Source organism: Desulfomonile tiedjei, from assembly GCA_016212925.1.
GTDB lineage: Bacteria > Desulfobacterota > Desulfomonilia > Desulfomonilales > Desulfomonilaceae > JACRDF01.
The window spans coordinates 136,058-148,349 of record JACRDF010000047.1; the positions used below are offsets into that span (position 1 = coordinate 136,058).

The following is a 12,292-nucleotide window of genomic DNA, read 5'->3' on the forward strand; positions in this document are numbered from 1 at the left end:
GGCCATGTCGGCAGGCCCAAGGATTGCGTCCCTCTTAAGACGCTCGGTGAATGTAAAGTTGTTCTGGCAACAAGGCTCGACAGTCTGTTAAGCCTTTTGAGGATCCCATGGACCTGAAAAAGTTTCTGCGAGCGCCTTGGGGCAGGCTTATGGATATCCCGGAAGAGGTCCCCAGGCCAAAGCGTTACAGCATCATCCGCCGAGACATCTCGATCCTCATGCTTGTGATAACGGTCGTGCCGCTCGTACTTATGGCACTGATCAACTATCACCAGTACCAGTCTGCGTTGAAAGATGAGATCGTGGCCCCGTTAAGGCTGTTGGTGAACAAGGCGAAGCATTCCTTTGAGCTGTTTCTTACCAACCGGCTTGCAACCGTACGTTTCATCGCGTCCGCGTACTCCTATGACGAGCTTGCCAACGAGAAGAATCTGAATCGAGTCTTTCGCGAATTGAAGCGCGAGTTCGAGGGATTTGTCGATTTGGGGCTCATCGACTCTAAAGGCATCCAGGTGAGCTACGTGGGGCCGTACGATCTCAAAGGCAAGGACTATTCTTCCCAAGAGTGGTTCGAGCAGGTGAAGGTCAACGGTATGTACATTAGCGACGTATTCATGGGATACCGCAAATTCCCGCATGTAGTCATTGCTGTCCAGCATACGTCTGAATCCGGCAATTCCTGGGTTGTGCGGGCAACCATAGACACGCGGCGCTTCGACGAGATTATTGCTGCAATGGGGCTTGATCCTCAAAGCGACGCTTTTCTGATTAATAGGGACGGTATCTTGCAAACTGTCTCCAAGTTCTATGGGAACGTGCTTAGCGAATGCCGGGATTGCGTGCAGCCGCTCAGCTACGAACCGACGGTTGTTCAGAAGGCCGACTCCAGGGGCCGCGAAGTTCTTATGGCGTATGCGTATTTTAGCCGTCCCGATTTCATCCTTATGGTGGTGAAGCCGCAAGGAGAAGTGCTGAAGGCTTGGTACACGCTCAAGAGCGAGCTTCTCCTCGTTTTCGTGGCCAGCCTGATCATTATCGTGGTGGTGGTGTTGAGACTCGCACGGTTACTGGTAGACCGAATGCAAATGAGCGACGAGAGGCGGGAATTGGCCTTCCGCGAACTACAACACAGCCACAAACTCTCTTCCATAGGGAGGCTCGCAGCCGGCGTGGCCCATGAAATAAACAACCCCATGGCTATCATTAATGAGAAAGCCGGCCTCATGAAGGATTTGATCGAATTCGACCCTCAGTTTCCCAATCGAGGAAAATTCCTGGGGTTGGTTGCAGCGATCGCTCAATCGGTGGATCGATGTAGGACCATAACCCACCGACTCCTCGGGTTCGCCAGGAGGATGGAGGTTGAGATAGAGGTCCTGAACGTCAATGACGTTGTGACGGAAACCGCAGGATTCCTGGAGAAGGAAGCATTGCACCGGAATATCAGGCTGAGGCTGCATCTTGACGAAAAACTACCGCGTATAGCCTCGGATCGCGGCCAGCTCCAGCAGGTTTTTCTGAACATGTTCAACAATGCTTTCGAGGCTGTCCAAGATGGTGGTCTGGTTTCCGTGGCCACATGGGACCGCAACCCCGATACCGTGGGCGTCACTATTCAGGACGATGGGGTCGGGATGTCGGAAGATACTCTGAAACACATTTTTGAGCCGTTCTTCACCACTAAGAAGGGAACAGGGACCGGCCTCGGCCTATCCATCACTTACGGCATAATCAGAAGACTTGGCGGTGACATCGAGGTTCAAAGCAAGGTTGGACAGGGGACGCGGTTCACCGTATTCCTGCCCAAGAAGCCCGGAGAGGGCTCGGGGGTCTAGGATGGAAGACTGGAAGGTTCTACTGGTTGACGATGAACAGGAGTTTGTGTCGACTTTGGCCGAGAGGTTGGCGCTCAGGGGAGTGAAGGCTGATGTGGCGTACGAGGGCGAACAAGCTCTCGAGCGAATCGTGAAAGATCCGCCGAAAGTGGTGGTGCTGGATCTCATGATGCCCGGCATGAGCGGCCTTGCGGTGCTTGAAGCAATCCGATCCGACCATCCGCAAATTGAGGTAATACTCCTGACCGGTATGGGCGGGACAAAAGAAGGGATAGAGGGGATGCGCCGGGGCGCCTTTGACTATCTTACGAAGCCGGTGGATATAGACACATTGATGCGAAAAATCGGTGAGGCAATGAAGAAATCCCACGGAAAGGCTGATTGAATGGAAGCCCGAAAAGCTGCTTTCATGGGTAAGATCACAGCCGGGGTCACCCATGACATGAAAAATGTCCTGGCGATCATCAAGGAATCTGCCGGCTTGATGGAAGATCTGATGGCGTTGGACAAAAATAATGCTCTTCCCCACAAAGAGAAGTTCTCTCGGTCCTTGTCCAGGATCATGGATCAAGTGGCCAGAGGGGTGGATCTGTCTACCAAGCTGAACTCGTTCGCGCATTCTCCGGACGAGCAAGAAACCAATATGGACTTGAACGAGGCCATCGGCCAGACTACTTTTGTTTGCCACAAGGCTGCCAGTCTAAAAGGAATGTCCGTGAAGGCGGTTAGGCATGAGAAGTCCGTTCCGGTGGTGGCGGATCCCCTGGCGCTACAGATGCTTCTCTTCCAGTGTGTTGTTCAACTGATGGACATCGTTGACGCGGGCAGCACCATCGTCCTCCGACCGGTTCCGGACAACGGACGCTGTGTGGTGATCTCCAAGCCGGACGAGCCTGGCGCGGTCGGCACACAGAGAGCGCGGGTTGAAACAGCCGGCCCTCGCTGGCAGGAGCTGCAGCTTATCGCCCGTAGCCTCAAGGCTTCGGTCGAAGCCGATGAGTCGGCTCCAAGGATCTTTGTAAGGTTTCTTGGGGAGTGAACATGATTCTAGTTGGCAATCCAACAAGTGGCATGTCCGGACCCGTACTTACAGTCACGACGCCGCGGTCGTTATTCCATATCGTGTTACAGAAATAACTTGCCATTGACATTTGAAGGTGCTACAAAAAGACCATGGGAAAGAAAACCGGCCCCCTGCAGATGACCGAGGACCAGAGGCAGCAACTGGAAACCTGGGTCCGTGGCAAGACCACTCCCCAGCGTGTGGCGTTTCGGGCTCACATCTGCATCCTGGCCGCGGACGGTCTTCCCGTTACGGATATTGCCCAACGAATGAATACATCGCGGCCGACCGTGCTGGTGTGGAAGAAGCGATTTGAAGAACAGGGCCCGGAAGGACTCGTCAGGGATGCCCCCCGAGGGCCGAGCCCACGCAAGCTCGACGAAGCAACGACCGAGGCGATCATTGAGACAACTCTCAACAGCACACCGCCTGATTCCGAACATTGGACCACCAGAGCGTTGGCTAAGGCCTTGGGCGTGAGTAATGCCACGGTTGCTCGGATTTGGAAGTCCCACGGAATCAAGCCGAAGAAAAAGAAGGGTCGCAGGTCTGCGAAAGACAAACCTGTCAAGGAAACGGGTTCCGAATTGCGTGCCGTTTATTTTGATCCTCCGATTCACGCGCTGATCGTGTCCGCGGGACCATGGCCGATTACCCCAATACGGCGTGAAAAGGGCGTCGGGTTGTCAGGGGAGCATTACCCCGATACCGGGAGCGAGAAGGAGCTTGATTGCACGCTGTGCTTCCATGCGGCGTTGAATCTCCTGAACGGAGGTCTACCGGATCAACGCGGGGACCGTCCGAACCCCGAAGACTTCGGGAAGTTCCTGCGCCGCGTCGAAGAGGAGATTCCCGGCGGTCAGGAGATACACGTTGTGCTCCTTGGCAGCGCGCGGCAATCGTATCCCGATTCGCAGCATGCATTCCAGCATGGCCGCTTCCACGTCCATGCGTACCCCTCGTGGACGCTTACGGAAGAAACACTGGAAGACGTGGTGCTCCGTTCCACAGGGATTCCTCTAATCCAGGGAACGGCCGGCGACGTGCACGATGTAATTTCAGAGATAGACCGTTTCGTCCGAGGTTTAGGGACCAAGCAAGAGCCGTTCGTCTGGGTGAAGAGCACTGACAACATTCCAAGGCAACCGGATGGGTGTAAAGTTATCTTGGAAACAATACGCCGGCTGGGATGGCTCATGATGAATCGCATGCGTTCCACCTGGCGCCATAGCGAGGAGGTCCCCCTCCAGGAGGAGATCCCCATGAAATGGAAAGAGAAATTCGAAAGCTGGTTCGCGGCCGTTGCCTTCGCGGAAGAAGGTGAACACGAGACGGCCCGCCAGATAGCCGGGACACCAATCCCCGAGACCCGTGAGGTGCCAAAGATTCTGCCGTCTCTGACCACCACCTTTGCCGCTGCCGCGTTTGCAGAGGAGAACTGCCACGAAATGGCCCTGGAGATGTTGGCTGGGACTCGCCGCCGCAATTCCTTCTTGGAAGCCGTGGGGCTCAAAGGCGTCCGGGTAAGGTATGTCGTGGCTCCGGCTGAACCCTCTTTCGCGGAAGCAGTGGGGTTGGCCGGAGTGAAGTTCCGGATGGTGGCCTTCCAGTTATGATTACGGGTTGACCCCTCGATGAGACACATACTTTAAGAGATCAACGCGGACCACTATCGAAGCCGGTTGTACCAGGCAGGGCTGGAGGATAAGAATGCAAGAATTCAAAGTGTTGATGGTAGATGATGAGGAAGATTTCGTAAAAACGCTTGCTGAACGCATGGAAATGCGGGACCTTTCGCCGGACGTGGCCCTGAGCGGTGAACAGGCTCTACAGAGGGTTCAGGACGATGTCCCGGACGTCATGGTGCTGGACCTCAAAATGCCCGGTATCGACGGCATGGAAGTCCTCCGGCGGGTAAGGCAAGCATATCCCCAGGTGCAAGTGGTGATCCTCACGGGCCATGGATCGGAAAAAGATGAAATGGAGGCCACGCGGTTGGGGGCTTTCGCCTACCTTCAGAAACCCGTGGACATGGAAAAACTTATCAAGACCCTGAGAGCGGCCTACAAAAAGAAAATGGAAGACACCATGGTCGCGGCGGCTTTCGCTGAAGAGGGTGAGTTCGGTACCGCGAAGGAAATCATGGGAGACAAAGAAAAGAAACGTCCATGAGGAGGCAGAACCATGGCAGTCAAGGTGCTTCTCGTCGATGACGAGCAGGAATTCGTGGACGCACTGGCCGACCGTCTGGAAACCAAGGGATTCATAATAACTAAAGCTTTTAGCGGAGAAGAGGGCCTCGCCAAGTTGCGTGAGAAAGAAGTCGACGTGGTAGTCCTGGATGTCCTCATGCCGGTAAAAGACGGCACGGAAACCCTGCGTGAGATCAAGCAAGCAAATCCTCTCGTGGAAGTGATTATGCTCACAGGGCATGCAACCATTGAGTCCGCGATCGAGGGCCTGAAGTTGGGCGCATATGACTATCTGATGAAGCCTACGGAAACCCCGAACCTGATCGCGAAGATATTAAGGGCATATGCACGCAAATCCGAGCAGGAAGAGAGGATTCGTCGGGCTGAAATCGACAAGATCGTGGCCACCAAGGGGTGGTAGCCCGGAGGCTGGAGACTTGCTTACCGGCGCCGCATCACTTGTTGCTCGGCCGCCGAAGCTGCGAACTGCCGTTGCGCACAAAGGCTTTGTATTTTGTCTCGATTCGTTTCAGTCAGAATAACTAACAGGAGGGTTTTCGCCGGCAGAGCGGTAAGATTATCCGGGGAATGAAGCCGTGAGCCAATATGTGCTCGAGTGGTGTCAAGCGCCTGTTTCCGGGGATTAGCTGAGTGGAAACATGGCCGATTCCACAGAGGCTTCCCCGGCGTATTACCGTCAGCCGATCCTGATTTCTTGGAAAAGTAAGGTCAAGCCGCGGCTGCCATGTTCACCCGAATGTGGGACTTAGGGCCGCTGCGAGGGGACACCATGGTGTCAATAAACACTGGCGCACCCAGTGGATTGACGCCAACAGGATTGGTTTGTCTAAACCGCGGAAATCCTTGGTTTGAACACTACGGCCGGCGCCGAATTTGCGGATTAGGATCAATCCCGGACGAAAGAAGAGGAGAACGAGATGACGAGATTGGGAAGACTAGCCTTGATCGGATGTCTGTCCCTTTTGTGGGTATGCTTGATGTGTCAGCCACTGCTTGCGGAAACCGCAAGTTCCGCGCAACAAGCATCGGCAGACTTTCCCTGGTGGATGTGGCCTCTACTTCTGCTCGTCGTCACATTCGTCATGGGGGTGGCGGCCGTACTAGGAGGCGTTGGCGGGGGTGTTCTGTTCGTCCCTATCATAAGCGGCTTTTTCCCTTTTCATCTGGATTTCGTCAGGGGTGCGGGCCTGCTGGTGGCTTTGGCTGGGGCTCTTGCCGCGGGTCCCGGTCTCTTGAAGATGAATCTGGCCAGCTTGAGGCTTGCGATACCCGTGGCTCTGATCGCGTCGTCATTCTCCATCGTGGGCGCGATGATCGGTTTGGCTCTCCCGACAAAAATCGTGCAGATTGCGCTAGGAGGCACGATCCTTGGGATCTGCATTCTGATGCTCATAGCCAAGAAATCGGAACTCCCGGATGTCCCCCAGGCTGACGCCCTGTCGCAGGCCCTGCGTATTCACGGGGTTTATCAAGAGGCCACAACAGGCCAAGTTATCGACTGGAAGATTCATCGTACCTGGCAAGGACTTGTGTTGTTCATTGCTATTGGGGTCATGGCTGGAATGTTCGGCCTCGGCGCGGGATGGGCCAACGTCCCGGTGTTGAACTTGCTGATGGGCGCTCCGTTGAAGATCAGCGTTGCAACCAGCAAGTTCCTCCTGTCCATCACGGACACGTCTGCGGCCTGGATCTATCTCAACAACGGCTGTGTCATACCCCTGATCGTGATTCCCTCTCTCGTCGGAATCATGTTAGGTTCCTTTGTGGGCGTGAGACTTCTAAGGGTGGCAAGACCCACTGTCGTTCGATGGATCGTGATCGGCATGTTGGGATTTGCGGGGCTGAAAGCTCTCCACAAGGGTCTTTTCGGATAACGTCTTACCGCAAGGGAAACACTCCTTGCACGCTCAGCACATCGCGGAGGTGATTACGTGAATCACGACTCGGAGAAGTCTCTGCAAGCTAGACCGGAACAGTTAATCTATGCGAGTATCCTGGAAAAGGGGATGCTTTTGGGGCTACTGCTGGTGCTGGTGACCTATGCAATCTACGTGCTGGGTCTCATCAAACCGTACGTTCCCACGGACGAGATCACAAAATGCTGGGAAATGAATGTCCACGACTATCTCGATCATTGCCACATCCATGCCGGGTGGGCCTGGGTCTCGTTGCTCGGTTACGGGGATTTTCTGAATTTTGCAGGCATAGTGCTTCTGGCAGGAGTGACCTTAATTTGTTTCATCTCGATTGTTCCGGTGCTCTGGAGGCAAAACGACAAGCTATATGCTGTTCTGGCCCTCGGTGAGGTGATCATCCTTGGCGTCGCTGCCAGCGGAATTCTGGGGGCCGGCGGGCACTAGCCCGGTTAGCCTTTGATCATTGTTACTGTCTAAGAGTCATCGTGTCTGAGAATGATTCCCGGTCTGAGAGAAGGAAACTGTCATGCCCATAGCAAAGAAGGTTAGAGATCTGCTGGTACCACTGACTGAATATGCGACGACCAAGGTGGACAAAAGCCTTCGCGAGGCCATACCCACTCTCCGTAAACTCTATTGCCAGGTGGAGGAGGGCAGGTGCACGCAGGCCGGCCATCGTCACATCCTTGTTCTCGATCACTCAGGGGAGCTGGTTGGAATTCTTAGTTTCAGAAGCATCCTTCACGTCCTGATACCCGAAATCGCGGGCGGCCTGACTGCCAAACTAGAAGCACTGGGAATTTCCATAGCGTTTGCTCAGGCTGGTACCGCGAATCTTGACGAGGCCCGTGCCAGCTTTCGTGCCAGGGTGATCAGAAACGCGGAGACTAAAGTGCAGGATGTCATGCTTAAGGTCCGAGGGACCATAGAGGCTGACGCAGAGCTGATGGACGCTCTCAAATTGATGTATACCAACAAGATTACAGTGATCCCGGTTTACGAAGGGAAGCAGCTCGTCGGTGTTTTGCGAGAATCAGACCTTTTCCTGCACGTCGCGGAAATCCTCACGGAATGATAGTCACTTGGCGACTAGTACCGTTTTGCTTCAGTTTTTATAATGACAAATCTGTCCATTGAAGAACGTTCCTTGTCGCGGCTGACAAAGAATTCATAAGGAAACCGCCTCTTGCTGTGACGGGCAGAGGCGGTTTTTCTTTTACCAAATTGTCTTGAAACTGCGCGGCTCACCATGCACAATTAATAAGGCTGTCCTGAGGAAAGCGTGCACGAGTACCATTCCTACGTTTTCCGGCTCTAATTGATCCTGAAAGGAAACAGAAGTTAATGAATACGAGGGGGCAGGTTTTTCAAGAAAGGGCTCTCCTGATACTCATATTATTCGTCGGACTTCTACTTATCGACCCGCTTATCCCGGCCTCCGTAGCCAATCTCCCCTTTGCCGTAATAGGAGTGGCCGGGGCCTGGCTTCTCACCGAAAAGAAAAGCTTCTCAAGACACCTGATACTCGTCATGGCGCTGGCGGTCCTGGTTTTGTTTTCTTTCGCCAAGCTTTCGCCTCCTCACGTGCTCGAAACGATACGCGTGCCGGTGGGTTTGTTGCTGCTGGCCTCCACTCTGACGCTGTACGCGCTGTGCGCGGGTTTGATTCTCATGGCCATGTTAAAGGCCACCGAAGTCACCCATCATCAGATCATTTCCGCCGTAAATCTCTATCTAATCCTGGGAATGTTTTGGGCGCACTTTTACACCATACTCGATTGGCTTCAGCCCGGAGCGTTCGGATTGCCTTCTCAGGGGGAACACCCGGCTTCACAATTCATTTATTTCAGTTTCGTTACCTTGGCTACGTTGGGTTACGGAGACATTACTCCAAAGACCGAATTTGCGCAGAGACTCGCCATAACAGAGGCGATCGTGGGACAGTTCTATGCATCTGTGGTGGTGGCCTACCTTTTAAGCCTTTTCATTCGCCAGAAGCTTCAAGCCAAAGGTGAGGGTCCCAAGGACGGGACGGGTCCGTCCGATTGACAACAGCCAATAGACTCATCACGTAGCCATGCATTCCGAATAAGGCACAATATGGTCGATTATCCGGTTATCATTTTTGCGGCGTTGCTAATCTTTTTCTACGGCCTGATCTCGCGTCTGTCTGAACAGTCCCCGATCACTGCACCGATGGTATTTGCCGGAATCGGCATTTTGGCCGGTCCACTGGTTTTGGACCTGTTTGAGGTCAAGGTCACAGCTACTATCGTCAGACTAATTGCCGAGATCGCGTTAGTCCTGATCTTGTTCGTGGATGCCTCGACAGTAAATCTGAAAACACTGCGAGGTTATCGTGGCATTCCATTCCGGCTGCTCGGCATCGGGCTTCCATTAACCATGGTATTGGGTTTTGTGGCTGCCGCGATAGTGCTGGGTTACCAAAACCTGTGGGTTGCCGCGCTTGTGGCTCTTATTCTCTCGCCCACGGATGCGGCCCTCGGCCAGGCGGTAGTTACCAGTGAGCGCCTCCCCGAGCGAATCCGTCAGGCCATCAACGTGGAAAGCGGGCTTAATGACGGCATAGCATTGCCTCCGATTCTGATGTGCCTGGCTGCCCTTTCAGGCGGTGAGAGCAATGGGGGTCACTCTGGTTCGTGGCTGTTCTTTCTCCTGCGTCAACTTACGCTCGGCCCACTTGCCGGAATTCTGATCGGCTGGTTTGGGGGCCGCCTGGTGGATGAGGCCTGCCGCCGGGGCTGGATGCAGCCGACATTCCAGCGCCTGGTGGCCGGGTCATTGGCCGTGCTTGCCTACACAGGGGCCGAAGCCCTTCACGGCAACGGGTTTATAGCGGCTTATTGCGCGGGTCTATTCCTTGGCACACAGACGCACGACACACGCGAGCGGATTCAGGAGTTTGGTGAGGCGGAAGGCCAGCAAGTGGCCCTTTTCTTGTTTCTGCTTTTCGGCCTGGTCATGGTTCCCGCGACAATCAGATACTGGGATGCCGAAGCGTTTTTGTACGCGGTTCTGAGCTTGACGGTCATCCGCATGATACCTGTGGTTTTGTCGCTGCGCGGAACAGGCATTGACAGACCTGGCACCTGGTTCATAGCGTGGTTTGGCCCGCGGGGCATTGCTTCGGTCTTATACGTCCTCATCGCAGTCGGCACGATCGGTTTCGCGGGTTATGAAAGGGCTTTTGCCGTGGTCTCCCTGACAATCCTGTTAAGCATCTTTGCTCACGGCCTCTCGGCCCTTCCGCTGACCCTCTGGTATGCACGATACCTGGAAATGCAGGAACTGAAGCACTGAAGCCGGGTAGCTCGACATCCTCCGATGCCGCCGGAGACCACACTACTTTGTAGTCCACTTGTTTAGCCGCCTCTCAACTTCCTCTTGAGTCAATGTACCCTGGGTGTCGGCCAATTCAACGCCCCTACGGACTTTTTCGACCACATATAAATGGTACTGAATATCTTCCAAAGTGCAGTCATCCGGCAGTCTGCGTAGCAGAGATTCGACTTCACTTTTTGCTGTACCCATTTTTGCTCTCCTTTGCGTGCGCCCTGAATGCCTAGCTATGATCATACAGAGTGCGCCACCGGCATTTCAGTACACTTCGTCATGCGTCCCTACCGTCTGCAATAGAATGGCCTCGGAGTCCTTATAATCCACGATTTGAAATACAATCCTCAGATCGTACCCTGCACTGGCAGCCCAAGATCCTGCAAGGTCTCCTTTGAGCTTGTGAGTCTTCAGCTTGGGATGTAGAACATCTTCTGATAACAATTCTAATGCGGTCCTGAGGTCTTCCTCCACATCAGGACGTTTCTTGAGAATGCGCCTAGCCGCGCGGACAAAAGCGCTGGAGCGAATCAGCGTGCGTTTCACGGGATGACTTCCTTCATGAGATCTTCCACTGTAGTCGGATCACACCGACCTTGCGCAAACTCCTCCCGAGCCTCCCGAATATCATTAGCCAACCTTTTTCGGCCCTGCTCCGCTATTCGGCGCCGGACGATGACGAGCAGAGTCTCCTGTTCGTCCAGGGACAACTTTCCCACCGCTTCCAACACTTCTCCAAAGTCTGCTGTATTTTCCATGAGTCCTTTCCTTTGCGGCAGTCCCGGAGCTTTCCGCAGCTCACACTGAGCCTTCGTGCGAAGGCTTGGACATCCCGTCTCAGCCTGGTTCAGCCGAAACCGGCTGATGGGCCTACCGATGTTGCGGTTTCCCGCATCAATGCAGTTCTAAATTTGGACGCTGAGTTCGACGATGTCAAGCAGAAGAATGCCCGCTGACGCCGATTGCTTCTCCGCGTAATCTGACGTGGTCAGCCTCAAGTAAGTACCCGCGCGGCCTTTCCTACAACTCCCCTTGGTCGCTGAAGCCATTTCTGGTCGACAATTATGGATGGTGGCCCTGGGCTTCTCGGAATTCCCGGAAGGAGGCCTCTGTGCCGTTTACTCAGGCTGGTCCAGGCTTTCGCCCTGGATGATTTCCCAGACCTGCCGCCGAAGCACCGGAACTTCATCGGTGGCCGTTGACCACACAATGTCCCATTGCACAGCAAAGTATGCATGGACGGCGATGTTGCGGAACGCCACTATGTCCCGCCATTCTATCTGCGGATGCGTATCACGGAATTCCTGAGGGAGATGGGCAGCCGCCTCTCCAATGACCATGAGCTTTTGGAGTGTGGCAGCCTTGTGGAGTTCGCTGGCTAGGAACGTGGCGGCATCCATCCCTTTGAGAAATGCCTGAATCATGTCGCAGGCCTCAAGGATGTCCTGTAAATAGAGGTGTTCACGCCGCATATAGCACTCGTGCCGTGGCCAGAACATGGTCACGAATAACCGGCTTGAGCCCGTCTTTGGGGACTAAGTCGACCTTGCGGCCCAAAAGTGCTGCCAGTTCGCGCTGCATTCTGGCCAAAGTTGAAAAGGTGACTCTCGCTGCCGGCTGGAAGCTGACTAGCAGATCCATATCACCCTCGGGACATTGGTCCGGGTTTAGCATGGACCCAAACAGCGCAAGCTCCCGGACTTGGTAGCGGCGGCAGATGCCTGCCAGCTCTGCGATTGGAATGTGAAGGGGTACCGATTCGTTCATCATCATTCCTGTCTGAAGACCCTGCCGCGTGTCAGTGCAAATGAACACATTGGCAAGCCCCATCAGGATTACACGTTTCCGATGACTTTGCAAACGCCAACAATCCACTGGGAGTAGAAAGATACCCCGGTCCAAGCGTCGATG

At 54.4% G+C, this 12,292-nt stretch carries 16 protein-coding genes; 11 read left to right on the top strand and 5 right to left on the bottom strand.

Translation table 11 applies throughout. The annotated features are described in order from the left end of the window. Positions 1–107 precede the first annotated feature (107 nt). The 11 genes from HY913_19530 to HY913_19580 all read left to right on the top strand — a co-directional run bounded on the left by HY913_19530 (position 108) and on the right by HY913_19580 (position 10,348). The gene (locus tag HY913_19530) at positions 108–1,835 is read left to right on the top strand and encodes a two-component sensor histidine kinase (protein ID MBI4965478.1); all 1,728 of its coding nucleotides are present in this window, start codon (positions 108–110) and stop codon (positions 1,833–1,835) included. A gap of 1 nt (position 1,836) precedes the next feature. Further along, positions 1,837–2,220, top strand: coding sequence for a response regulator (locus HY913_19535; GenBank protein ID MBI4965479.1), 384 nt, complete (start codon positions 1,837–1,839; stop codon positions 2,218–2,220). Continuing rightward, positions 2,221–2,874, top strand: a complete 654-nt coding sequence (locus tag HY913_19540; protein MBI4965480.1) for a hypothetical protein — start codon at positions 2,221–2,223, stop codon at positions 2,872–2,874. 134 nt (positions 2,875–3,008) lie between these two features. After that, the gene (locus HY913_19545) at positions 3,009–4,514 is read left to right on the top strand and encodes an IS630 family transposase (GenBank protein MBI4965481.1); all 1,506 of its coding nucleotides are present in this window, start codon (positions 3,009–3,011) and stop codon (positions 4,512–4,514) included. A gap of 94 nt (positions 4,515–4,608) precedes the next feature. Then, positions 4,609–5,070, top strand: a complete 462-nt coding sequence (locus HY913_19550) for a response regulator (GenBank protein ID MBI4965482.1) — start codon at positions 4,609–4,611, stop codon at positions 5,068–5,070. A gap of 12 nt (positions 5,071–5,082) precedes the next feature. After that, positions 5,083–5,511: a response regulator gene (locus HY913_19555; protein ID MBI4965483.1), complete on the top strand. Its 429-nt coding sequence runs from the start codon at positions 5,083–5,085 to the stop codon at positions 5,509–5,511. A gap of 517 nt (positions 5,512–6,028) precedes the next feature. Then, complete coding sequence (locus HY913_19560; protein MBI4965484.1) at positions 6,029–6,985, top strand: sulfite exporter TauE/SafE family protein; 957 nt, start codon at positions 6,029–6,031, stop codon at positions 6,983–6,985. Between the two features lie 57 nt (positions 6,986–7,042). Continuing rightward, entirely contained in the window at positions 7,043–7,471 is a 429-nt protein-coding gene (locus HY913_19565; protein MBI4965485.1) for a DUF1634 domain-containing protein, read from the top strand. 82 nt (positions 7,472–7,553) lie between these two features. Further along, a complete protein-coding gene (locus tag HY913_19570) occupies positions 7,554–8,102 on the top strand; it encodes a CBS domain-containing protein (GenBank protein ID MBI4965486.1) in 549 nt (182 codons plus the stop codon). A gap of 269 nt (positions 8,103–8,371) precedes the next feature. Next, positions 8,372–9,076 carry a hypothetical protein gene (locus HY913_19575; protein MBI4965487.1) on the top strand — a complete coding sequence of 235 codons (705 nt, stop codon included), beginning with the start codon at positions 8,372–8,374 and terminating at the stop codon, positions 9,074–9,076. A 51-nt stretch (positions 9,077–9,127) separates the two neighbouring features. Further along, positions 9,128–10,348, top strand: a complete 1,221-nt coding sequence (locus HY913_19580; protein ID MBI4965488.1) for a cation:proton antiporter — start codon at positions 9,128–9,130, stop codon at positions 10,346–10,348. 42 nt (positions 10,349–10,390) lie between these two features. On the opposite strand, the gene HY913_19585 is transcribed toward HY913_19580, so the two are convergent. From HY913_19585 to HY913_19605, 5 genes are all read right to left on the bottom strand, one after another. Next, positions 10,391–10,579, bottom strand: coding sequence for a hypothetical protein (locus HY913_19585; GenBank protein ID MBI4965489.1), 189 nt, complete (start codon positions 10,577–10,579; stop codon positions 10,391–10,393). 66 nt (positions 10,580–10,645) lie between these two features. Next, positions 10,646–10,927, bottom strand: a complete 282-nt coding sequence (locus HY913_19590) for a type II toxin-antitoxin system mRNA interferase toxin, RelE/StbE family (GenBank protein MBI4965490.1) — start codon at positions 10,925–10,927, stop codon at positions 10,646–10,648. Beyond that, entirely contained in the window at positions 10,924–11,139 is a 216-nt protein-coding gene (locus tag HY913_19595; GenBank protein ID MBI4965491.1) for a hypothetical protein, read from the bottom strand. Before HY913_19595 ends, HY913_19590 begins: the two co-directional genes overlap by 4 nt. Positions 11,140–11,499: 360 nt before the next feature. Continuing rightward, positions 11,500–11,853, bottom strand: coding sequence for a DUF86 domain-containing protein (locus HY913_19600; protein MBI4965492.1), 354 nt, complete (start codon positions 11,851–11,853; stop codon positions 11,500–11,502). After that, a complete protein-coding gene (locus tag HY913_19605) occupies positions 11,843–12,148 on the bottom strand; it encodes a nucleotidyltransferase family protein (GenBank protein ID MBI4965493.1) in 306 nt (101 codons plus the stop codon). The genes HY913_19600 and HY913_19605 overlap by 11 nt, the downstream gene beginning before the upstream one ends. Positions 12,149–12,292 lie beyond the last annotated feature (144 nt).